General features: G+C 59.2%; 17 protein-coding genes and 1 pseudogene. 8 read left to right on the plus strand and 10 right to left on the minus strand.

What is annotated here, in order from left to right; genetic code table 11:
- Positions 1-23: 23 nt before the first annotated feature.
- From GHO32_RS10770 to GHO32_RS10800, 7 genes and pseudogenes are all read right to left on the minus strand, one after another.
- Positions 24-679: pseudogene (locus tag GHO32_RS10770) on the minus strand (DUF2931 family protein).
- Positions 672-2,513 (minus strand): phospholipase effector Tle1 domain-containing protein, encoded by a 1,842-nt coding sequence (locus tag GHO32_RS10775; protein WP_153334772.1) that lies wholly within the window; start codon positions 2,511-2,513, stop codon positions 672-674. The pseudogene GHO32_RS10770 and the gene GHO32_RS10775 overlap by 8 nt, the downstream one beginning before the upstream one ends.
- Before the next feature lie 202 nt (positions 2,514-2,715).
- Positions 2,716-3,492 carry a class I SAM-dependent methyltransferase gene (locus GHO32_RS10780; RefSeq protein WP_153334771.1) on the minus strand — a complete coding sequence of 259 codons (777 nt, stop codon included), beginning with the start codon at positions 3,490-3,492 and terminating at the stop codon, positions 2,716-2,718.
- 69 nt (positions 3,493-3,561) lie between these two features.
- Positions 3,562-6,024 (minus strand): TonB-dependent receptor, encoded by a 2,463-nt coding sequence (locus tag GHO32_RS10785; RefSeq protein ID WP_153334770.1) that lies wholly within the window; start codon positions 6,022-6,024, stop codon positions 3,562-3,564.
- Between the two features lie 129 nt (positions 6,025-6,153).
- Positions 6,154-7,128, minus strand: coding sequence for a FecR domain-containing protein (locus tag GHO32_RS10790; RefSeq protein ID WP_153334769.1), 975 nt, complete (start codon positions 7,126-7,128; stop codon positions 6,154-6,156).
- Between the two features lie 17 nt (positions 7,129-7,145).
- Complete coding sequence (locus tag GHO32_RS10795; protein WP_368668409.1) at positions 7,146-7,670, minus strand: sigma-70 family RNA polymerase sigma factor; 525 nt, start codon at positions 7,668-7,670, stop codon at positions 7,146-7,148.
- A gap of 149 nt (positions 7,671-7,819) precedes the next feature.
- The gene (locus tag GHO32_RS10800) at positions 7,820-9,100 is read right to left on the minus strand and encodes a serine/threonine transporter (RefSeq protein ID WP_153334768.1); all 1,281 of its coding nucleotides are present in this window, start codon (positions 9,098-9,100) and stop codon (positions 7,820-7,822) included.
- A 227-nt stretch (positions 9,101-9,327) separates the two neighbouring features.
- Between GHO32_RS10800 and GHO32_RS10805 the strand changes: the two genes are divergently transcribed.
- Positions 9,328-9,867 (plus strand): DUF4946 domain-containing protein, encoded by a 540-nt coding sequence (locus GHO32_RS10805; RefSeq protein WP_153334767.1) that lies wholly within the window; start codon positions 9,328-9,330, stop codon positions 9,865-9,867.
- 81 nt (positions 9,868-9,948) lie between these two features.
- On the opposite strand, the gene GHO32_RS10810 is transcribed toward GHO32_RS10805, so the two are convergent.
- Together GHO32_RS10810 and GHO32_RS10815 are read right to left on the minus strand one after the other, a co-directional pair.
- Positions 9,949-10,908, minus strand: a complete 960-nt coding sequence (locus GHO32_RS10810; protein ID WP_153334766.1) for a zinc-binding alcohol dehydrogenase family protein — start codon at positions 10,906-10,908, stop codon at positions 9,949-9,951.
- Positions 10,909-10,997: 89 nt separating this feature from the next.
- Positions 10,998-11,777, minus strand: coding sequence for a helix-turn-helix transcriptional regulator (locus tag GHO32_RS10815; protein ID WP_153334765.1), 780 nt, complete (start codon positions 11,775-11,777; stop codon positions 10,998-11,000).
- Between the two features lie 148 nt (positions 11,778-11,925).
- Here GHO32_RS10815 and GHO32_RS10820 point away from each other — a divergent pair, with 148 nt between their 5' ends.
- The 6 genes from GHO32_RS10820 (at position 11,926) to GHO32_RS10845 (ending at position 19,855) form a co-directional block, all read left to right on the plus strand.
- Positions 11,926-12,366 carry a DUF411 domain-containing protein gene (locus GHO32_RS10820; RefSeq protein ID WP_153334764.1) on the plus strand — a complete coding sequence of 147 codons (441 nt, stop codon included), beginning with the start codon at positions 11,926-11,928 and terminating at the stop codon, positions 12,364-12,366.
- A gap of 357 nt (positions 12,367-12,723) precedes the next feature.
- Positions 12,724-14,292: a glycogen synthase GlgA gene (gene glgA, locus GHO32_RS10825; protein WP_153334763.1), complete on the plus strand. Its 1,569-nt coding sequence runs from the start codon at positions 12,724-12,726 to the stop codon at positions 14,290-14,292.
- 65 nt (positions 14,293-14,357) lie between these two features.
- Positions 14,358-16,439 (plus strand): 4-alpha-glucanotransferase, encoded by a 2,082-nt coding sequence (malQ, locus tag GHO32_RS10830; RefSeq protein ID WP_153338173.1) that lies wholly within the window; start codon positions 14,358-14,360, stop codon positions 16,437-16,439.
- Positions 16,440-16,456: 17 nt separating this feature from the next.
- The gene (locus tag GHO32_RS10835) at positions 16,457-16,690 is read left to right on the plus strand and encodes a DUF2934 domain-containing protein (RefSeq protein ID WP_048368964.1); all 234 of its coding nucleotides are present in this window, start codon (positions 16,457-16,459) and stop codon (positions 16,688-16,690) included.
- 78 nt (positions 16,691-16,768) lie between these two features.
- A complete protein-coding gene (gene glgX, locus GHO32_RS10840; RefSeq protein WP_153335166.1) occupies positions 16,769-18,916 on the plus strand; it encodes a glycogen debranching protein GlgX in 2,148 nt (715 codons plus the stop codon).
- 138 nt (positions 18,917-19,054) lie between these two features.
- Positions 19,055-19,855, plus strand: a complete 801-nt coding sequence (locus tag GHO32_RS10845; protein WP_153335165.1) for an endonuclease/exonuclease/phosphatase family protein — start codon at positions 19,055-19,057, stop codon at positions 19,853-19,855.
- An 80-nt stretch (positions 19,856-19,935) separates the two neighbouring features.
- On the opposite strand, the gene glgB is transcribed toward GHO32_RS10845, so the two are convergent.
- The gene (gene glgB / locus GHO32_RS10850) at positions 19,936-22,161 is read right to left on the minus strand and encodes a 1,4-alpha-glucan branching protein GlgB (RefSeq protein WP_153335164.1); all 2,226 of its coding nucleotides are present in this window, start codon (positions 22,159-22,161) and stop codon (positions 19,936-19,938) included.
- A 492-nt stretch (positions 22,162-22,653) separates the two neighbouring features.
- On the opposite strand from glgB, the gene ccoG reads away from it, so the two are divergent.
- Positions 22,654-24,075 (plus strand): cytochrome c oxidase accessory protein CcoG, encoded by a 1,422-nt coding sequence (gene ccoG, locus GHO32_RS10855; protein ID WP_153335163.1) that lies wholly within the window; start codon positions 22,654-22,656, stop codon positions 24,073-24,075.
- The last annotated feature ends 52 nt before the right edge of the window (positions 24,076-24,127 follow it).

A 24,127-nucleotide genomic window follows, 5' to 3' on the forward strand; every position in this document is an offset into this window, starting at 1 on the left:
CGTCCAAGTGCAGAGGCGGACCTTTACCAAGAGCCATAAGGCACCCCGTATTTTTCGATGTAGGCTTTTGTTTCTGGCTCTAACGGCAAGGCATATTTGCCATTAGTCTGGCCGCTAGAAGGCCCTTCCTTAACGACTTCGCCCTGAACCCTGGCCACTTCGATTGGGCTGACGCAAGGGCCTGAAATCCACACTTTGGCAATACCGCCGGGTGCCAACCCTACGGTCACGCCTTTGCGGTAACCGGTGATCCATTTGGCATCGGCGGCACAAAAAGCTTTTTCAGGCTTGACCATGCCTGCTGAATGGATTCGGGGATAACGATATAAGCCTCGTAGGTTTGTGGCTCCACCAATGATTGCCAGCGCACATAGATCAGGCGTGGTACCGCAGCTCCGTAAACATATTTACCTTTGCCCCAGCCCGGATAGCTAGGCCAGCCACGAGGATTACCATTGAGGTTTTTAGGTGTATTGATAGCGGCTATTCCGCTCATGGCTAGCCTGAATTCACGGTCCCGCACATCAACCGCATCTGCGGTTTCGATCCATACTTCCATGTAATCGGGGGCTCCCAGCCCTAAGCGCCATGCATCATAAGGCAACCCATTGCTGCCCTTGGCACAGCCCGCCATCACCCCAAGTACACCGCACACGACTAAAAATTTTAGTTTATTCATTAGGATGCACCGCCCGTTTACCGCCCGCAGCCGGCCGATTGATAAACAGCACCTCAATGTCGCTGTTGTTCTTGCCGCTGGCAGCATTCCAATTGCCTGACAAGTGGATGTATTTGCGCTGTAGTAAAGCCACCTCTTCATGGGTCAGTCCGGGAAAGCTGTCGCCGACGGCATACGCCTGAAGTTTTACAGCGATAGTGTGCAGGTCTGCCGGTAAGGCAAACGCAGAAGTGTCTGGAACCACATCAAATGGAACCCCGTTTCGTATTCCCAGCTCGCGCATGGCCCGCAAGTAAATCAGTGACAACTGGCCATGCACTTGCCGCTCACTGCGTAGGGAGGCATACACGCGTTTCTCGGCGAACATGTCACGGCGTTTGTTGTAAGGCAGAACCACCGCCCATGTGTCGATACTCCAGCGCTGCAGATAGGGCTCCAGGTCCGGCAGCATAACCCCCATCAACTGCCGGGCTCGGTCATAAGCGACCGTGGAGGTTTCTGGCATGTCGACAGGCACCTGACTGCTCTGGGGTCTGCTCAGCAGCACTTTTTCGGTGGCCAGAGGCAAATAACCGCCTCCAAGATCGGAGTGGACGCCGGGCAGCTCGATGTCATTGTCGGTACGAACCAGTGAGAAGTTATGACGATATTCGTGGCGCGCCACAAATTGCACCACATGGCGTGCAATGCCGGGCGCAAGGTACAGGTCAAGGCCCGGGTTACTGGCGTTGTGCGGGCTAAAGTCGCCGCTTAAGGGTGCAACCACCCCAGGCACCGTATCAAACAGGCCGATAAAGTTGAGGTTGAAATCTGTTCGGTGGCGCCATTTGAAGCTGGCTACCAGCAAGGGTGACCCGGCGGGCAGGGCTTTGGCCAACAAACTGTCAGCTCCCTTCACCAGATCATTGGCGCAATGCCGTGCGGCAGCGGCACCGCGACTGAAGCCAAACAGGTCGAAAACGATTCGCCAAATGATCAGGCCGGGATTGTTGTCTTGCAGCCTTCGAATCTGCTCCAAAATCAGGGCAGGTGCTTGCTCAACTCGCGCCACAATCCCAGTGCTGCCTTGACCGCTGGCTTGGCCATAGACCGAGTCAGCTTGCCCCGTGACTGTACCGATACCTTCTAGGTAAACACTGAGAAACGCCTCTTCAGCTCCTTGCGGCAATTGCGTATCCGCATGATCCGGATACAAGTCATAAAGCCGCGCCACATTGGTGACATCGTTGCTATAGCTGTTATCCGGCGAGTTTCCTTTACCGTCAAAGCCAAAGCTCGCGCAATGCTGACGTATATCCTCGCCTTCCTTTTGACCAATACCCAAGCTAATGGCCAGGCACCCTTTCGCCGCTTCACTGTTGCCCTGGTTGTTGCCGGTGCCATCGAAGAACAAGCCCACATGCAGGGTGATGCCGGACTCCAGTTCCTCTTCTTCGTCCTCTTCTTCCAGCTCGGGATTGGCACTGGCGGGGGCTGTTTTTTTAGGTGCCGGCGATTCGGGCCACTGAGCCAAATACTCCATGTAACTCTGCTGAGGCCCTCTGGCATCTCCCAACACCTGGCCTCTGATGTATTGGTCAGGGATCAGTCGCGGCGCAGGGCGGCACAGGCACTGGCACAAGTCGCCTTCCAGCGCGGCTTGCCGCCCTCCCAGTGATTCATCATGGCGCGGGCCGCACAGTACGATAACGCCCGTGCTGCCGCACACCGGACACTCGATGCTGTCACCTTCGCGGGCCAGAATCTGGTCGTTGATTGTCATCAGCTCCCAGCCCGTCACCACCACGCCGCCCACCGTGGTCCTGGACCCGACGGTGATGTTCATGCGCTTCATACGCAGGCACCGGGCAAGGCGTGAGCGTTGTTGTGTAATAGGGTCATGTCGGCATCCTGGTGGAGGAAGGTTGAGTGCCCGCTAACTGTCAAATTGCCAGTTAGCGGCGCCCAGCCAGTATGCCGAGGGGGTGCGGAACTACCCTGTCAGAAGGATCCGTTTGGTTTGTAGTACGCGTAGCTTTCCGAAAATTAAGAGGGGATCACGTCAGTTTCTGCGTGACAAACGCGTAAGTGATGTATGGCACGCTGACTTCTCCGCCGTGATTCAACACGCTGTGTGACACGACAAACTCACGCAACTGCTGCTCCACCTTTTCCCGCTCATCTGGCGCCAGTGCCGAGATAAAACTGGTGGAACGCACGCGATTGAAAATCACGTCCTCAACCGGCCCGTTGTGAGGCTGAACGAACCGTTGCTCTTGCAGCGGCCCAAGGCCGTCATACGGAAACGACTGACGCCAGGCGCCGGTGTAAAAGCGTGGCGCGTCGGCTTCCCATTGATTGACCAACGCATCGAGCTCCGCCACCCACGGTACGCTGGCATCTCGCAGATTCCAGATCAGCCCCAGGCGCCCGCCCGGTTTAAGCACGCGATGGATCTCGGCCAGGGCTTCATGGTTGGCAAACCAGTGAAAGGCTTGTGCGCACACCACCACGTCGACACTGGCATCAGCCAGTGGAATGGCTTGTACGGTGCCTTGATGCGCTTCGACCTCAGGATGGGCCTTTGACAGTTTGGCGAGCATGGCCTGGACCGGCTCAAGCACGATCACCCGTGCGCCGGTCTGCAACAGGCGCGGGGTGAATTTGCCAGTTCCGGCACCCACTTCGAGTACCGTCTGGCCAGGCTGCAGGCCCAGGGTGTCAGTCAGCCAGGCGCTGACCTGGGGCGGGTAATCAGGGCGCCCGCGTACATAAGTGTCAGCGCCCTGGGCATAGCCCTCAGCCGCAGCATGATGAAGGGTTGAGTCGCTCATCGTCTGGCTCCGCTTGGAATGGTTGCCCAACCATAGCCCAATCGTCCCCGCTGCGACATGAACCCCTTCTCAGAAGCTGTACTTCATCCCCAGCATCAGGTTGCGCGGATCGCCATAGTAGTAGGTCGAGTACAGGCCATAACCGCTGAGGTATTCGCGGTCAAAGACGTTGTTGAGGTTGACCGTGGCGCTGAGGTTTTGGCTGATGTCATAACGCGCCATCAACCCCACCACCGCGAAACTGCCTTCTTTGGCGTCGGCTTTGATCGATGAGTCCAGCTCACTGTAAGTCGAACCTTGCCAGGACACATTACCGCCCACGGTCAGGTCCTTGAGGTCACCGTCCAGTTGGTAACTGGTGGCCAGTTTGAACAACTGCTCGGGGTGATTGCTGTTGATGCGTTTGCCGTCCTTGTCCCGGGGTTGAGCGTAAGTGTAGCCCGCCAGCAATTGCCAGCCGCGTGCCACTTCACCGGAAATCTCGGCCTCAAAGCCCTTGGTTTTAGTGCCGTCGATGGCCTTGTAGGCATCTTCGCCGTTATCGCGCACACCATCGTATTCGGCGTAGTTGTCCTGTTTGATCAGGAACACGGCAAAACTGGTATTCAGTGCACCGTCGAAATACTCCGACTTCAAGCCCGCCTCGTAGCTTTTACCGGTCATCGGTGCGAGCACTTTATCGTTGCGATCGAAATAGCTTTGCGGGGTAAAAATCTCGGTGTAGCTGGCATAAACCGAGTGATTGGCGCTCAGGTCGTAGACGATCCCTGCATAGGGAATCGGCTTGCCGGTCTTTTTCGAATCATCCAGCGTAGGGACCGTTTGCGCAGCGTTGTAGGTCATTGTCCCCTTGCGGTCGTAGTCGACCACGCGAGCACCGAGAATGATCGATAAATCATCCGTCGGCTTGAGACGCAAGGCGCCATAGAGCGCCGATTCCTTCGTCTTATAGCGCTGTTTCAAGCCTTGACTCAATTGAGCAGGGCCCGGACGCGGCGCATCGTTGTTCCAATTTTGGTAATTGATGGTCAGGTCGTCAGCATTCTCGGCCAGGTAGTCGTTGCGACGATTACTGACATTGGCACCCAGCACCAATTCATGGCTGCGCCCCAAGAACTCAAAGGGTCCGGTGGCATAGGCGTCCAGCGTATCGGTGTTGATCTCGAAGGTTTTGGTGCCGCTCATAAACTGCGCTTCACCCGTGGTTTTGTCCGGGAACGGTCCCCAGCCCACGATATTGCCCTGCAACTGGTCGGTGCTGCCCTTCCAGTGGCTGGCTTCGACTTTCAACAACCAATCGTTATCGAAACGCTGTTCGACCCCGGCGAAATACTTAGTGCTTTTACTGTCGGCATACGCCCACTTGGCGGCCGGGTTCATGGAGCGCTTGAAGTGGGTTCGGCTGCCATCGCTGTAGTACAGCGGCAACTGGCCAAAACTTGAGCCATTGGAGTTGATTTTTTGATAGTCGATACCGGCATACAGCGTCGTATCGTCGGTCAGATCAGCCTCAGCGATGCCATAGAACACATCTTTGATGGACGAATACCTGTCGATAAAGGAGCGTCCGTCTTCATGGGCGGCCACCACACGCCCGCGCACCGCGCCGTTTTCAGTCAAGGGGCCCGACAGGTCCAATTCACTGCGATAGCGGTCCCATGAGCCACCGCTGCCCGACACATAGCCCTGGAAGTCTTTGGTCGGGCGTTTGCGCACCAGATTCACCGCCCCCGACGGGCTGCCCACACCGCTCATCAAACCGGTGGAACCGCGCACCACCTCTACCCGGTCGTAAATGGCCATGTCGCGCATGCCCAGACCGTTGGTATTGGTGGTGAAGTCCGAGGTTGGCACGCCGTCGTACTGGAAGTTATCCAGGGTAAAGCCGCGGGAGTAGAAGTTGTAACGCTCGCTGTCATCGTGCATCACGGTTATGCCCGGCGTTTGCTCCATCACTTGGGCAATGCTGCCCAGCCCTTGATCGGTCATTTGCTGACGGGTAATGACGGTGACTGACTGCGGTGTTTCACGCAGAGAAAGCGGCAATTTGGTTGCCGTACTGGTTTCGCCCGTGGTGTAGGAATTGCTGCCTTCGGTTGTCCCGCCCAATGCCACGCCGGTCACACTGGTGGCCTGCAGTTGCAACTTGCCGTCTGCGCTGCCAGAGGTCAGCGGGTACAGCGTCCACACCCCGTTGGTCCCTTCGGTGGCGGTCAGGCCGCTGCCTTTGAGCAATTGCTGCAACGCTTGCGGCACCTCAAAACGGCCCTTGAGCGCTGGCGCCTGTTTGTTCTGTACCAGTGCCGGGTCGTAAGGCAGCGAAATATTGGCCTGCCGGGCAAAGCGGTTAAGCGCGTCTTCCAGCGTACTTGCCGGCACATCGAAACTGCGTTGCGCACTGACCGATGCGGCCACCGTCATCGAAAACGGTTGCACGGCTGCCAGCACAGCACCGCCCAGCAAGACCGCCTGCAGGGCAATGGCCAAGCGGCTACGCGCGGGCAAGAAAAGAGGTTGAACGGCAGCGGACATGGGTTTTGCTCCTGCAATTAAAAGGTCTTATGCCTAGTTGTCGAAGGACGCGAAAAAACCCGCAAAGAAATTTGATAATTATTCGTATTGACCTGGACGCGAGCTTGCCTCGCGATCTTTTGATCTTGGCTAAACCGCCACAATCCGCGTCCAGAACCGCGTTCTGCGCTCGATGCGCACCGCCAGCGTCTGGCTCAAGCCCTGCAATGCCTGGTCGATATGCTCGAGTTGAAATACCCCGGACACGCGCAAATCACTGACCGCAGAATCACACAACAACCAGCCCTGGCGATAACGCGACAGTTCGGCCGCCAAGTCTTCCAGGCGCATGTTTTTCGCCACCAGCGCCCCGCTCGTCCAACTGCTGACGTTCAAGGCCGAAGAGGTTTGCAATCGGGCCGACTGCCCATCGATCACATATTCCTTGCCCGCCTGCACCAACACCGGCTGCGCCGCCGGCAGATGGATAGCCACCATGCCCTCTTCAACCATCAGCCGGGTACGGCCAGATTCCTGGCGCACGTCAAACGCGGTGCCAATGGCCTGTAACCGCGCCTCACGGGTGTGCACCCAAAACGGTCGGCGCCCGGCCGAGGCGTCAGGGTCATTGCCGGTACGGATAAAAACCTCGCCGTCACGCAACACAATCAAGCGCTGTTGCTCGTTGAAGACAACGTCCGCAGCGCTGTCGGTATTGAGTTGCAGCCGTGTGCCATCGGCCAGATTAAACACACGGCGCTCGCCCACGGAGGTGGCATAGTCAGCGCCAAAGGTGCGCCACGGTTGCTGTTGCCACACCAGCGCTCCCGCCCCGGTGCCCAGCACGCCTAGCCCAAGGACCTTGAGCGCGTGACGCCGTGAGCGCAGCCGACCGCTGCCACTTAACGTGTCCAGCGCTACCCGCCCCGACAAGGCTGACGCCTGGCGAAAAGTCGACTCGGTCACTTGCAGGGCTTGCCAGGCCGCCTCATGGCTGACATGGGCGGCGCGCCATTGCTGGCAGGCTGCGTGCACCTGCGGATCAGCAGCCCCGGACTGAGTTTTCACCAGCCAGTTAATCGCCGCATCCAGCACCTCGGATGAAAACTCGACAGAACCCGACATGGCGCCGCTACCCCCGCTCACAAGGCCGCGCGCGCCAGGAAGCAATGACGAATCGCCGTCGCCATGTACTTCTCGACCGAACTCACGCTCACCTCCAACCGCTCGGCAATCGCCTGATAGCCAAGGCCTTCGAGCCGTGACAGCAAAAAAGCAGTGCGTACGTTGGGTTTCAGGCCATCGAGCAAGGCATCGATACGGGTCAGGGTTTGCAGCAGGATCAAGCGTTCTTCCGGTGACGGCATGTCCTGTTCAGGCACGTGTGCAAGCGCCTGCAAATACGCCTGCTCCACCTGCTGACGACGATAACGGTCAATCATCAAGCCTTTGGCAATGCTGCTCAGCCAGGCGCGCGGTTCACGCAACTGCGCTACCTGCTCCGGTTTGCCGAGTACATAAAGGAACGTGTCCTGCGCCATGTCGTCCGCATTCTCGGCATTGCGCAGCCGCCGTCGCAGCCAATTCACCAGCCAGTGGTGATGGTCGCTATACAGATTGCGAACGTCGGTGTGCAGCAGCGATGAGTTGGACGGTGATGACGACACAAGAGCCCTCGATGCACACTGAAAATAAAATGCGAATAGGAATTTGTCGCAATAGTATTCAGAGTGCAGCCCAGACTCAAGCGTTGCACGACAAGAGACGATCAATCAGTGGCCTGTCGCCGCGCAGAACGGCAGCGACAGGCCCTGGATCAAGGGATCAGCGAGTAGACCAGCGACGAAATCGCCACCAGGCCGACCACGGTGACAAACACGTTGGAGATTTTGCCCGCGTGCTGACGCATGCTCGGCACACGACGAATCGCGTACATCGGCATCAGGAACAGAATGGCCGCAATCACCGGGCCGCCGAAGCTTTCGATCATGCGCAAAATGCTGGGGTTGAGGGTCGCAACCGCCCAGCACACCAACAACATGAAGGCCGCCGTCAGGCGCTCCAGGGTTTTACCGGCCGGACGCTTGCCGGTCTTCAGGATCAACCCTTTCAGGCCCTCATTGGCACCGATGTAGTGGCCCAGGAAGGACTTGGCAATCGCCACAAACGCAATCAGCGGCGCGGCAAAGGCGATGGTCGGGTTGCTGAAGTGGTTGGCCAGGTAAGACAGGATCGACAGGTTCTGCGCCTTGGCTTCAGCCAGTTGCTCAGGGGACAGCGTGAGCACGCAACTGAACACGAAAAACAGCACCATCACCACCATCAGCAGGTGCGCGCGCGACAGGATCTGCGAGCTGCGCTCATCCGCACTGGCGCCATAACGGCGTTTTTGATCTACGGCAAATGCCGAGATGATCGGCGAGTGGTTAAACGAGAACACCATCACCGGGATCGCCAGCCACAGGGTGTGCAGCAAGGCCGATGGCTCTGGCAGGGTGTTTGCCGTGGCCAGAATGCCGCCATTCCAGTGCGGGATCAGAAACACTGCCAGAAACAGCAGCGCGGCAATGAACGGGTAGACCATCATGCTCATGGCCTTGACGATCACTTGCTCACCGCAGCGCACCACCGTCAGCAGGCCGAGGATCAGCACCAACGACAAAATGGCCCGGGGCGGCGGCGTGATGTGCAACTGATTGAGCATGAAGCTGCCGACCGTGTTGGTCAGCGCCACGCTGTAGATCAGCAGAATCGGGAAAATCGCCAGAAAGTACAGCAGCGTGATCAACGCCCCGGCCGTCAGGCCGAAGTGTTCTTCCACCACGTCAGTGATGTCTGAGCCTTCACGACCGGACAATACAAAACGGGTCAGGCCGCGGTGCGCATAAAACGTCATAGGGAACGCCAGCAGCGCCAGGATCAACAGCGGCCAGAAGCCACCAATGCCTGCGTTGATGGGCAAAAACAAAGTGCCTGCGCCAATGGCCGTGCCAAACAGGCCCAGCATCCAGGTAGTATCGTGGCGGTTCCAGCGACTGAGGGTCGCAGGTGTCGCGTCGTCAAAGCGTTCATCGACGCTGTTAGCCTGGTCATTCATCCGGTCAAATCTCCGCTAGCCGGTCGTTACCACGCAGCCGGGGCGGACAAAACACACCTTACTGACCGCGCCCCAGCCATAAGAGGGCCGCGATTGTCCGGGATTAGACATAAGAAGCAAAGGTTTAGCTGAGGAATGGTGAAAATGATTGATCACACTAAAGCAAGACTTTGACACCTATTGATACACTATCGCCTTTCAAAACCTGCGCTCAAGGCCTGTTGCCCATGACTGTTTGTCACCGTTACACCGCATTTGCCGGACTGCTGCTGGCCCTGTCGCTGCCTGCGGCCAACGCCGACAGTTTGATGATTACCTGGCCGGGGGGCTGGGACGTGCAAGCCGTGCCGGCCGAGGCCGACAGCACTGCTCAGCGCCAGCGGGCGGTGAAAAACGACGCCAATGGTGACCCGCAGATGGTCATGGAACTGACCCACTCGACCCTCGCGCCTGAGCACCAGGTGAACATGGAGGCTGTGTTGCTGGAAATGCGCAAGACCTTGCAGAAGAACTTCGCGCAAGGGGGTTATCAGAGCGCCTGTAACAAAATCCACGCCAGCACCTTGGGCGGTCTGAAAGCGCTGGAAACCACCTGCAAAATCACCCAAAACGGCAACCACGTGATCACCCAGACCCTGGTCGCAGCGACTCAGGGCCAAAGCGCTTACGCCCTCTCCTACGCGGGCCCGGCTGACGGATACAAAGCAAACGAGCCTGAAGTCCAGGGGATCCGCGCCAGCTTGCGATTGGGCCAGACCCAGCCGTAAACCTTGTAGGAGCGAGCTTGCCTCGCGATCTTTTGATCTTTAAAAGATCGCGAGGCAAGCTCGCTCCTACAGGTTGATTATTTATGGAATCAGCACCACTTTGGTGCTCGCCCCGGCATTGACTTCAGCGTAGCTGGCCAGCCCTTGCACCAGCGGGGCTTGTTCAAGGTCGCGGGGCGCGGGCAGTAATCCCTCATCGAAATACTGGCCAAATTGGTTAAGCATGCGTGCGCACTCGGTGCTGCTGTACAGCAGGCTGTTGACGCCAATCAGTGAGCCGCCTTTGCGGTACAGCGCCAGCGCCGGTAATTGCACGTGCCCGTCCAGCGGCGCGGCAATAATGGCCAGCCGACCAAACACCGCCAGCGCTGGCACCGCTGCCGGCAACCAGTGCCCAGTGGTGTCAAAAATCACGTCGGCGCCCCCTGCAAACACCGCATTGACCTCACCCGCCAACGCTTCGGGCTGCGTGAGCAGGATCACGTCATAACCCTGCTCGCGCAGCACACGCGCCTGCTCAGGGCGACGCACGGCAGCCAACACCTGCGCACCCAGTACGTTTGCCAGGCCCAAGGTGGCCGAGCCCACCGCGCCATTGGCGCCAATCACCAGCAAACGCGTACCGGCCACTACGCCACTGCGCTGCAAGGCATCCCAGGCCGTGGTGTAAGGCACGCCCATGCTGGCGGCCTGTACAAAGCTCAATGTCTCAGGTTGGTGCGCGACGCCACTGGCGGGCAGGGTCAAATACTCAGCGTGGGAACCGTCACGGTTAAACCCCAGGTCCTTGCCGGTGCCCCAGACCTTCTGCCCTATTAAGGCTTTGGGCCCCTCAACGACGACACCGGCAAAATCGCGCCCCGGAATCCTCGGCAAGGTGGTGTAAGGGAAACGCCCCAGCACATTCTTGACATCGCTAGGGTTCAAACCGGCGGCCTTGACCTGCACCAGTACCTGGTCAGCAGTTGGCGTCGGGGTGGGCACGTCGACCACCTGCAAGGCGGCCAGATCACCGGTTTTGGAAAATTGCAGCGCTTTCATGTTCTAGCCTCCGGGTCATTGAGATGGCCATGAGTCTATGACCGGCAAACACCGAGCGTCGGCCAAACCCTTCTGCCTGTCGGTCAGATTCAAGCGTCTGGCAGTTGGCCCTGCCCATATAAAGACGGCGTAACACCCAACTCGCGGCGGAACATGTCACTGAAGCTGCTCGGTGAATACCCCAGCGAACGGGCGATCTGGCTCACCGACACGCCCTGGATCAGCTCCGCCGCCGCCGTGGCCAACTGCACTTGGCGCCGCCATTGCGCAAAGCCCATGCCCAACTCCATCTGAAACAACCGCGCCAAAGTACGCACGCTGGCCCCGGCATGGTCGGCATGTTGTTCAAAGGCGATGTCCAGCGTCGGATTGGCCATCACCGATTGACACAGATTGAGCAGCCGCCGATCCGCAGCGTCAGGCATCGGCACCTTGAGCAGCGTGCGCCGGGCGCGCTGCAGCTCAAGCAAGGTCAGATTGAGCAACGCGTCGGTGTAGGCCGGTGGCGCATCGGGCTGATCCACCAGATTGATGATCAACTCGCGCAACAGCCGCCCGACTTCAAGCACTTGCACGCTACTGTCGAGCGTGCTCGCTGTGGCCTGGGGCAAATATAGATTGCGCATCTGTAAATCCGACACCACGCGAATCCCGTGGGGCACGCCCGGTGGCAGCCAGACCGCCCGTTGCGGCGGCACAGCCAAGGCTTCATCCGGGGTATCGACCCACATCACGCCGCTCATGGCATACAACAACTGGCCCCATTCATGCTGATGCGGCTCAATGTACAAGCCACGCGGGTAAGTGCGCGCCAGCGGCTGTACCGGCACGGCGGGATCAGACAAATCAGGCGGGGCAGCAAGAGCCATAAGCAGTTCACGTCAGAAAAGTGAGTGGGCATGTTACATCAGCGTGTTTGTGCCTAAAGTGTCGGCACCTGACAAAACTGTCATCTGAACATCAGTTGCCTGACAGGCCGCGCAGTCCAGGCTGAATTATTTCATCAAGAGGTCATCAATGAAGAACCCGTTACGTATTTTTGCGCTCTCTACACTCTTTATTACGTCATTCGCCAACGCTGCTGAACAACTGACCATGGACGTACACCGCGATGCCAACTGCGGTTGTTGCAAGGCCTGGATCTCGCACCTGCAGGCCAATGGCATCAAGGTCAATGACCACGTTGAAGACGACATGAGCCGCGTCAAACAAGCGCTCGGTGTACAACCGCGGCTGGCTTCGTGCCACACCGGGGTGATCAACGGTAAATTCGTTGAAGGTCACGTGCCGGCCGAACAGGTGATTGCCCTGAGCAAGCGTCATGATTTGAAAGGTATTGCGGTTCCGGGCATGCCCATGGGCTCGCCAGGCATGGAAATGGGCGATCGCAAAGACGCATTCCAGGTGATTGGCTTGCGCAACGACGGCCGCGACGAAGTGGTTGCCGAATACCCGTAACCCCCGCATGAGCCAGCAGGAGCGAGCGCGGGGTTTTGAGCTCTAAAGCTCGCTCCTGCTGTTTGTCTGAAAATTCCTCATTACCCAATATTCTTGCAATCTCGCCTAGCCCCTTGCGGCATCTCTCCTACACTCATCGCTGTCGTGTATACGACACGCGACGTCGTTTTAAACAAAGCGAACCTTCTACCCCTCTGACAGGTCAACCTGATACAGGGCTGCCTGCTTGGTGCATTCCTTGCAGCACTTTTTTCACCTTCTGCGCCTTTGGCCAAGGTGACCTTTATCAATTTGAACGTGGAGGCTGACTGGCCCCAAGGCCGATAGCAGCTCAAATAAGTACAACGGGAGAGAGTCATGATCAGTGCTGCTGCTCCACATCAAGACGAACGGCTAAATCCGCCAGCGGCGTCTTCGATCACGCTCTCCGGGTTGGCACCTGCGGGTAGGGCTGTACCGCCAGTGGTGAATACCAACCCCAATAAAAAGAAAGTCCTGTTCGTGACCTCCGAACTGGCAGACCTGGTCAAAACCGGTGGCCTTGGCGATGTCTCAGCCGCCCTGCCCCGGGCCATGCGCCATTTGCACGATGTGCGGGTGTTGATCCCCGGCTATCGGCAAGTGCTGCACAGCGATAACCCGATCCACATCATCGGCGAACTCGGCGGCCATGCCGCGCTGCCTGCGTGCAAAATCGGGCGCATGGACCTCGCAGACGGCTTGGTCATTTATGTGCTGATTTGCCCGGAACTGTACGAGCGCGAGGGCACGCCCTACGGCGCCAATAATGGCCGCGACTGGCCCGACAACCATATTCGGTTTGCCCGCCTGGGCCTGGCCGCCGCTGATATCGCCGCCAACCTGGCGCAGATCCACTGGCAGCCCGATTTGGTGCACGCCCACGATTGGCCAGCCGGCCTGGCCCCGGCTTATATGCACTGGCGCGGCCAACGCACGCCCACGCTGTTTACCATTCATAACCTGGCCTACCAGGGTGTATTCAGCCGCGCGTGCTGCCCGGAATTGGGCATTCCCCCCCATGCCCTGCAACAGGACGGCATGGAGTTTTACGGCAAGCTGTCGTATCTCAAGGCAGGCATGGCGTATGCCAGCCACATCACCACTGTCAGCGCGACCTATGCTCAGGAAATCACTACCCCGGCCTTTGGCTGCGGGCTGGATGGCTTTTTGGCCAGCAAGACCCAGCAAGGTTTGCTCAGCGGCATCCCCAACGGCATCGATGACACGTGGGAAGCCTCGACCGATCCGCACCTGGTCGCGCCGTTCAGCATCGGTGACTGGGAAGGCCGGGCGGTCAATACCGCTTACGTGCGCGACTTGTTTGGCCTGCAACCGTCTGCCGGGCCTTTGTTCGCCGTGGTGTCGCGGCTGGTCTATCAAAAGGGCCTGGACCTGACGGAAGCAGTAGCCGATTTCATCGTCGCCTCGGGCGGGCAGATCTGCATCATTGGTCGCGGCGAGCCCGAAGAAGAACAGGCCATGCGTGAACTGGGGCTGCGCTTTCCAGGGCAAATCGGCGTACGCATCGGCTTCAACGAGGCCGACGCCCGACGCATGTTCGCCGGCAGTGACTTTTTATTGATGCCCTCGCGCTATGAGCCTTGCGGCCTGAGCCAGATGTACGCGCAACGCTTTGGTTCGCTGCCGGTGGCGCGCAACACCGGCGGTTTGGCCGACACCATTGAAAATGGCGTCACCGGCTTTTTATTCGATGAGTCCACCGTCGAAAGCTACACCGAGGCCCTGACCCGCGCCTTCAAGGTCTTTGCCTTCCCCGAGCTGATGAACGCCATGCGTTGCCGTGCAATGGCGGCGCCGTTCAATTGGTGCAACGCCGTGGAGCCCTACGCCGAGCTTTATGAACGCCTGGTGGCGCAGTCCATGGTGCGTACCAGCAAGTTTTAGCACCGCAACACCCTGATTTGCACGACGTTCGATAGCCACTCGCCAGCCTTCAAGGGAGCCCGCCAATGAGCGAAGCGCAATTGGAAATACTCGCCGGCCGAGCCGGACTGGCCGTTGACTGGATTGATGCCAACGGCCAACCGCAAAGGGTTACGCAACCGGTGCTGGAAGCCATTCTGGCCGGTTTGGGGCTGCCAGCCGACAGCCCTGAGGCCATTGAAACCAGCTTGCTCAACTTGCAGTTGGAGCAACAAAACAAACGCTTACCGCCCTTGCTCACCGCTGACGTGGGCAAGGCGCTGGACCTGTCGCGGTATTTCCACGCCCACAGCCATTGCACGGTGTACCTGGAAAACGGCGGCTCCCTGCCCATCCAGCTGGACGCCGATGCCATGCTGCCGGGCATGATTCCTGTCGGTTATCACCGGGTGCAGGTCGAGGAACAGCTCTTTACCCTGGCCGTGGCACCGGCCAAATGCTTCAGCATCGCCGATGCCCTGCAACAGTCAACGCCCAGAACCTGGGGCTTGAGCGTGCAGCTGTATTCATTGCGCCGCGCCGGTGATGGCGGTTTCGGCGATACCCGGGCGCTTGAAGTGCTGCTCCAGGCCGCTGGCGAACGGGGTGCAGACGCACTGGCCATCAGCCCGCTGCATGCCATGTTCAGCAGCGCGCCGAAACACTACAGCCCGTATTCGCCCTCCAGCCGTCTGTTTCTTAACTGCCTGTACGCGACACCCGCAAGTATTCTGGGCGGCGATGCCGTAGACCGGGCGATTGAAACCACAGGGCTAAAAGACGAATTTGAGCGCCTTGAGCAGTTGCCGCTGATCGACTGGCCTGCGGCGACCCACGCCAAGCAAACGTTGCTGCGCCAGCTCTACGAAGACTTCATCAACGAAGACTCGCCACTGCTCAGTGATTTCCAGCGCTTTCGCGACGTCGGCGGCGAAGCACTGGAGAACCACTGCCGCTTCGAGGCCTTGCAAGCGGTCAGCGCCGCCGAGCAACGCAGCCTCGACTGGCGCGACTGGCCCGAGCAGCTACGCAACCCGGACAGCCCGGCCCTGCTGCGCTTTGCTGAAGAGCACCAGCACCTCATCACCTACTACGCGTTCTGCCAGTGGCTGATCGCGCAAACCCTCGACCGCGCGCAAGCCACGGCGCGGGCCAGCGGCATGGCCATCGGTTTGATCGCCGACCTGGCGGTGGGCGCCGACGGTGCAGGGAGCCAGGCCTGGTGCCGTCAGGACGAACTGCTGGCGCAATTGACGGTGGGCGCCCCACCCGACTTGCTCAACCGCGCGGGGCAAGGCTGGGGCATCTCGGCTTTCTCCCCCGAGGGCCTGAAACGCAGCGGCTTCCGCGCCTTTATCGAAATGCTGCGCGCCAACTTTGCCCATGCCGGTGGCTTGCGCATCGACCATGTGCTGGGGCTGCAACGCTTGTGGGTCATCCCGCTGGGCGCCTCGCCTGACCAAGGCGCTTATTTGTACTACCCGGTGGATGACCTGCTGCGTCTGGTCGCCCTTGAGTCGGTGCGCCATCAGGCCATCGTCTTGGGTGAAGACTTGGGTACGGTCCCTGAAGGCCTGCGTGAAAAGCTCAGCGAACGGGCCATTCTCGGCATGCGTGTGTTGTTGTTCGAGCAGGACTACGGCGCGCACTTCAAGCCCATCCTGGCCTGGCCGGATGACGCCCTCGCCACCACCAGCACCCATGACCTGCCAACGCTCAACGGCTGGCTGCAAGGCCGTGACATTGACTGGAACGAGCGCCTTAACCTGATCGATCCGGTCACCGCCAATGACTGGCGGCGCAACCGCCAACGTGAATGCGAAGGGCTGGACCGCGCATTGCGTCAGGACCCGCAGAATTTTCAGGAAGAAACCCTGGGCAACGCCCCCACGCTGGACGCGAGCATCCGTTTTCTCGGCCACACCCGCGCGCCGCTGGTACTGCTGCCTATTGAAGATGCATTGGGCCTGGAAGAACAGGCCAACCTGCCCGGCACCGTCAGCGGCCACCCCAACTGGTGCCGCCGCTTGCCGGCAGATTGCAACACCCTGCTGGACACCCTGGATGCAACGCGGCGCTTCGAGTTACTCGCCTGCGCACGTTTGCAGGCCCATGAACGAGACCGATAACCCGAGGAGCCATTGCCATGAGTCACGACGATAAGCGTATCCGTGAGTTTGCCTACCAGATCTGGGAGTCCGAAGGCAGGCCTGACGGCCAGCATGATCGGCACTGGGAAATGGCCCGCAAGCTGGCCCAGGCCGAAGCGTTGGCACCGACTAAACCGGCGCCGAAAGCGGCCAAACCCAAAGCGCCTGCCAAGCCCAAACCCCCTGCCGAGAAAAAACCGCGGGCGCCACGCAAACCTGCGGGGTCTTGAAGCCATCGGCTGTGAACGCGATGGAGTATGCACGGCGTTGAGAAACGCCTGAGCACCGGCACTTATCAAGGAGCGACCATGAGCACGAGCACGTCAGCAGCACCGCAGCCCTCACGCATTCGAGAAGGCCTGCCCTTCCCGCTGGGGGCAACTTGGGATGGACTGGGGGTCAATTTCGCGCTGTTTTCCGCCAACGCCACCAAGGTTGAACTGTGTCTGTTCGACGCTGCGGGTGAAGTCGAACTGGAACGCATCGAACTGCCGGAATACACCGACGAAACCTTCCATGGCTACCTGCCCGATGCGCACCCGGGGCAGGTCTACGGCTATCGCGTGTACGGCCCGTACGACCCCGAAAACGGCCACCGTTTCAACCACCATAAATTGCTCATCGACCCGTATGCCAAGCAATTGGTGGGTGAACTCAAATGGTCCGAGGCGCTGTTTGGCTACACCATCGGCCACCCGGATGCCGACCTGAGTTTTGACGAGCGCGACAGCGCCCCTTTTGTGCCCAAGTGCAAAGTCATCGACCCGGCCCACACCTGGGGCCATGACCACCGCATCAGCGTGCCGTGGGAGCGCACGATCTTCTACGAAACCCATGTGCGCGGTATCAGCATGCGCCACCCGGCGGTGCCCGAGGCGGTGCGCGGGACCTTTGCCGGGCTGATGGTCGATGAGGTGATCAAACATATTCGCAACCTGGGCGTGACCAGTGTCGAGCTGCTGCCGATCCACGGTTTCGTCAATGATCAGCACCTGCTGCAAAAAGGCATGACCAACTACTGGGGCTACAACACCCTGAGCTTTTTCGCGCCCGACCCGCGCTACTTGGCCAGCGGCAAAATTGCCGAGTTCAAGGAAATGGTCGCGCACCTGCATGAAGCCGGGCTGGAAGTGATTCTGGACGTGGTTTACAACCACACCGCCGAGGGCAATGAACAAGGCCCGACCCTGTCCATGCGCGGCATCGACAACGCCTCTTATTACCGGCTGATGCCCGATGACAAGCGCTTCTACATCAACGATTCGGGCACCGGCAACACCCTCGACCTGAGCCACCCGTGCGTCTTGCAGATGGTCACCGACTCGCTGCGCTACTGGGCCGGCGAGATGCACGTCGATGGCTTCCGGTTCGATCTGGCGACCATTCTGGGCCGTTATCACGATGGTTTTGATGAGCGCCACAGCTTTCTGGTGGCCTGCCGCCAGGACCCGCTGCTGCGTCAGGTCAAGCTGATTGCCGAGCCTTGGGACTGCGGCCCCGGAGGCTATCAGGTCGGCGGCTTCCCGCCGGGCTGGGCTGAGTGGAATGACCGCTTTCGCGACAATGTGCGGGCGTTCTGGAAAGGCGACGAAGGGCAACTGGCCGAGTTTGCCGGGCGCATGACCGCCTCTGCCGACCTGTTCAACCGACGCGGACGTCGCCCTTATACGTCCGTCAATTTTATTACCGCCCACGACGGCTTCACCCTTAACGATCTGGTGTCGTACAACGACAAGCACAACGAAGCCAACGACGAAAACAACCAGGACGGCAGCAATAACAACCTGTCATGGAACCACGGTGTCGAAGGCCCCACCGACGACCCCGAAATCAACGCGCTGCGCCAGCGCCAGATGCGCAACTTCATGGCCACCTTGTTACTGGCCCAGGGCACGCCCATGCTGGTGGCGGGTGACGAGTTCGCCCGCACCCAGCACGGCAACAACAATGCGTATTGCCAGGACAGCGAAATCGGCTGGGTCAACTGGGAACTGGACGAGCCCGCCAAAACGCTGCTGGCCTTTGTCAAACGCCTGATCAAGCTGCGCCTGCACTACCCGATCTTGCGCCGCGGGGTGTTTCTGGTGGGTCATAGCAGCGAACAACCCGAGGTCAAGGACGTCACCTGGCTCACCCCAGAAGGCAGCGAGATGACCACCCAAGACTGGGAAGACCCGCAAAACCGTTGCCTGGGCATGCTGCTTGATGGCCGTACACAAATCTCCGGCGTACAGAAATCCGGGGCCGATGCCACCTTGCTGATCATCGTTAATGCGGGCCACGACACACTGGACTTCAACTTGCCCGAAGTCGACCATGGCGGCAGTTGGGTGTGCAAGCTCGACACCACCGACCCTGAACTCAAAACCTCGCCTGCCCTGGCGTTCAACACGCCCTACAGCGTGACCGGCCGCTCACTGGTGCTGCTGGAACTGCAACACGCCAAGCCGTCTTGAAACCGTCAGCCACGCCCGTGCCAGACACGTGCGTGGCTAATCACGCAAAGCTTGATAAACATCAGTCACGTCCCCATTCCTTAAGCTATAACCCTGTGATTGACATGCGGCATGCCGCCTAAAAGGACAGGAGCGACCATGACCATTGATGTAGTCGGCAACACTCGGGCGCCCATAGCCTCAGTACCCGAACCTGCCGTGCACCGAATCAAAGTACTGACCGTCAACACCCACAAGGGCTTTACCGCGTTCAACCGCCGCTTCATCCTGCCAGAGCTGCGTGAAGCGGTGCGCAGCACGTCGGCCGACCTGGTGTTTTTGCAAGAAGTGCTCGGTGAGCATGAGAAACATGCCTCGCGCTATGAAGAGTGGCCGAAAACCTCGCAATACGAATTCCTCGCCGACAGCATGTGGACTGATTTTGCCTACGGCCGCAATGCGGTGTACCCGAACGGGCATCACGGCAATGCACTGCTGTCCAAATACCCGATCAAATCGTCGCGCAACCTCGACGTTTCAATCACCGGCCCTGAGCGGCGCGGCTTGCTGCATTGTGTGCTGGACGTACCGGGGCATGAAAACGTGCATGCGATCTGCGTGCATTTGAGCTTGCTCGAAAGCCATCGTCAGCTACAAATCGTATTGCTTCACCAACTGCTCAAGTCCTTGCCGCCCCATGAGCCGGTGATCATTGCCGGAGATTTCAATGACTGGAAGCTGCAAGGCAATGCCGCCCTCTCGCAGCGTGATGACCTGCATGAAGTGTTTGAACGCCATCACGGCCAATTGGCCAAGACCTACCCGGCGCGCTGGCCTTTGTTAAGGCTTGACCGGATTTACCTGCGCAATGCCACCGGGCATAAACCCATCATTCTGGGCAACAAGCCCTGGACGCACCTGTCGGACCATTTGCCGCTGGCGGTTGAAGTGCATTTATAAACCGGGGCCCACCCTCGCGATCTTTTAACAATCAAAAGATCGCGAGGCGAGCTCGCTCCTACAGAGGGCAACGCGAGTTTTTACTCAGCCCGCAGTATCAACACCCCCAACGGCGGCAGGTTCAGGGCCAGTGACACTTCCTGGCCGTGGCTCGGTTGCGGGTCTGTGTTCACACCGCCGCCATTGCCGTAGTTGGACCCGGAATAGACCCCGGCGTCGCTGTTGATGATCTCGTGCCAGATCCCGGCCTCGGGCACGCCCACGCGGTAGGCTTCACGGGGTACGGGGGTGAAGTTGGCGACGACCAGCACCGGCTTGCCGGCTTTGCTCCAGCGCAACCAAGCGTAGACGCTGTTGGTCGCATCGTCACCAATCAACCATTGAAACCCTTGCGGCACGTCGTCCTGCTCATGCAGCGCCGGCTCTTCGCGGTAGAGCTGGTTAAGGTCACTGACCAGTTTCTGCACACCCCGGTGTTCAGGGTATTGCAGCAAGTACCAGTCCAGTTGCTCATCATGGTTCCACTCGCGCCACTGGCCGAACTCGCAGCCCATAAACAGCAGCTTCTTGCCCGGATGCGCCCACATAAAGCTCAAGTAAGCCCGCAGGTTGGCGAACTTTTGCCAGCGGTCTCCGGGCATTTTGTCGATCAGTGAATGTTTGCCGTGTACCACTTCGTCGTGGGAAATCGGCAGGATGAAATGCTCGTGCCAGGCGTACACCAGGCCAAAGCTCAACTCGTTGTGGTGGTGGGCGCGGTACACCGGGTCTTGCTGGATGTAATGCAGCGAGTCATGCATCCAGCCCATGTTCCATTTGTACGAGAAGCCCAGGCCGCCCTGCTCGGTCCCTTGGGTAACGCCGGGCCACGCGGTTGACTCTTCGGCAATGACCAGCGCGCCGGGGACTTCCAGCGCGACCACGTCGTTAAGGTGCCGCAAAAAGTCGATCGCTTCGAGGTTTTCCCGGCCGCCGTGAATATTCGGCACCCACTCGCCAGCCTTGCGCGAATAGTCGCGGTACAGCATCGAGGCCACCGCATCGACCCGCAAACCGTCAACGTGATAATGCTTGAGCCAGTGCAAGGCCGAAGCCAGCATAAAACCGTGCACTTCAGTGCGGCCCAGGTTGTAGATCAAGGTGTTCCAGTCTTGATGAAAACCTTCACGGGGGTCGGCATATTCATACAACGCGGTGCCGTCAAACTGCGCCAGGCCGTGGGTGTCATTGGGGAAGTGCGCGGGCACCCAATCCAGAATCACCCCGATCCCGGCTACGTGGCAGGCATTCACAAAAGCGCCAAAGGCCTCTGGGGAGCCGTACCGAGCGCTGGGGGCGAACTGCGACAGCGGCTGATAGCCCCACGACCCGCCAAACGGGTGTTCCATGATCGGCATCAGTTCGATGTGGGTAAAACCCAACTGCTGTACGTAAGGGATCAAGCGCTCGGCCAACTCTCGCCAGCCGTACTGACGCGACACATCCCCCACGTCATCGACTTCACACTGCCACGAGCCCACGTGCAGCTCATAAATAGACAAGGCGGCGTCGGTACGCTGATGCCGGGCACGGGCGTGCATCCAGTCAGCGTCCTGCCAGTCAATGTTCAAGGGCGCCGCCACGATGGACGCGGTGAGCGGCGGCAGTTGGGTCTGCAGCGCCATGGGATCGGCCTTTAACGGCAGGATGCCCTCGGCCCCCAGTATTTCGTATTTGTACGCTTCACCGGCCAGCAAACGCGGCACAAACAGTTCCCATACCCCGCTCGGATGGCGCAAGCGCATCGGGTGACGGCGTCCGTCCCAGCCGTTGAAATCACCGACCACCGACACCCGCCGCGCATTCGGCGCCCACACCGCGAAACGCACGCCTGGCACACCGTCAACGTGGGTCAGTTGCGCCCCCAGGCAATGGCTCAAATCACGATGATTGCCTTCTGCGAACAAATACAGATCCATCTCACCCAGCAACGGGCCAAAACTGTAGGGATCTTCACTGATTTGCTGAACATCGCCCCAATCGACTTGCAACAGATACGCCTGCGCCTGCGCAAAATGCCCCACAAACAAGCCCGGCGTTTGAGCCTGCTCAAGTCTGCCCAGCAGCGCTTGACCCTCGCGCGCCAGCACCTGAACACTCACCGCCCCAGGCAGAAACGCCCGAATAAACTGACCGCCTTTGCCATCCGCATGCGGGCCCAAGACTGAAAACGGGTCCGGATGCTCGGCCCGGACCAGTGCTTGAATGTCCACAATCGCGGGTAACAGCGCGTCCTTACCCCCACCTGACTGCCCACTCGAACTCATGCTGCTCTCCGTACGCTAAAGGTTTCGCATGACGCTGCATGCCGCTGAACCATCCCCTGAGCTGTACCTACAACTCGCAGTCAGTTCCTAGCCTAGTCGTGGTTGGCGTATCTGTATCGCCCGGCGCTCGACTTGCGTTGGATAACACCTCGCGCCAGCGGTGTCATGGCAAAACACTTGCAACTCTTATACCCATACTGCGTGCAGGGTTACGAGCGCAACGCCAGGGTTAAAGTTCAAACCATTGGGCGGAGCCTGAAGTCCATGCCGTTGATCGGTGGCTTCAATGCACGTGATCAAGATCAGTTCATCTGCCCGGCGCCATGCCCGTACATGTCACGTAACTCGGGACCTGGCCCCGCTGCGGTAGAGTGTCGCAGCTTGCCAAAAAATCTTTCTGATCTGCTTTTTAATCAACCAGCTGAGCCTGTTATGCAAACAGTTGGCGGGGGATAGTGCCTTGGCCTGATGGAGGCTGATGAGCGAAAGACCATGAGCAGACACATTCCCGTGCAGAGACTTGAACCTGTTGCAGCGTCGCCTGGCCGCGCTGCACCGAGAAAAAACAAGCCTGCCGACGCACAGATCCACACCCGCAGTTTTATCGGGCTGTTCCGTTCGATTCGAATCGCGGGCAGCGGCTTTTTGTTTTTACTGTTTTTCGGCACGGTCTGGTTGCATTGGGATGGCCGTCAGGCGGTGCTTTGGGACTTGTCCGAGAGCAAGTTCCATATTTTCGGCGCGACGTTCTGGCCGCAGGATTTCATCTTGCTATCAGCGCTGTTGATCATCGCGGCCTTTGGCCTGTTTGCGATCACGGTGTTTGCAGGCCGGGTGTGGTGCGGCTACACCTGCCCGCAAAGCATCTGGACCTGGCTGTTTATGTGGTGTGAAAAAGTCACTGAAGGTGACCGAAACCAACGCATCAAACTGCAGGCCGCGCCCTGGCGCATCAACAAGATTGCCCGGCGCACGGCTAAACACGCACTGTGGCTGGCGATCAGTGTGATGACCGCGCTGACTTTCGTCGGCTATTTCACCCCCATCCGGCCGCTGGCCACCGAGTTGCTGACCCTGGAAATAGCCGGCATCAGTTTGTTCTGGGTGGTGTTTTTTAGCGGTGTCACTTACCTCAGCGCCGGCTGGCTGCGTGAAGCGGTGTGCATGCACATGTGCCCGTATGCACGTTTTCAGAGCGTGATGTTTGACAAAGACACCCTGGCGATTGCCTATGACGCCAGCCGTGGCGAGAGCCGTGGCCCGCGCAAACGCGGGGTTGAACCGGCACAGGCCGGGCTCGGCGACTGCATTGATTGCACAATGTGCGTGCAAGTGTGCCCGACCGGGATCGATATCCGCGACGGCTTGCAGATGGAGTGCATTGGCTGCGCCGCCTGTGTCGATGCCTGCGATTCGGTGATGGACAAAATGGGCTATGCCCGTGGCCTGGTGCGTTACACCTCTGAACATGAATTGCAGGGCGGCAAAACCCACCTGCTGCGGCCCCGGCTGATTGGCTACGCTGCGGTTCTGGTGGTCATGATCGGCGCGCTGATCATTGCCTTGAACCAACGTTCGATGGTGTCACTGGACGTGATCAAGGACCGGGGCCTGTTTCGCGAAAACAGCCTGGGCCAGATCGAGAACATTTACAGCCTCAAGATCATCAACAAAACCCAGCAGCCACAGCACTACCGGGTGGCGCTGCAACAGGGCGATGACTTCCAGTTAAACGGCAAAACCGAGCTGACCCTGGCCCCCGGTGAGATTGCTGAAGTGCCCGTGTCTGTCGCGTTATTGGCCGAACCACCGAAAAGCAGCTCCCAGACCCTTGAGTTTGTGGTCACCGACACCGCAGACCCCGGCGTGCGCAGCGTGGCCCAAAGCCGGTTTGTTGCACCGATAAATCGTTAAATCACACATTCTCCTGTGGGAGCGGGCTTGCTCGCGATAGCATCGACCGGCC

Origin of the sequence: Pseudomonas sp. FSL R10-2189 (assembly GCF_009600325.1) — a bacterium.
In the GTDB taxonomy this organism is placed as follows: domain Bacteria; phylum Pseudomonadota; class Gammaproteobacteria; order Pseudomonadales; family Pseudomonadaceae; genus Aquipseudomonas; species Aquipseudomonas helleri.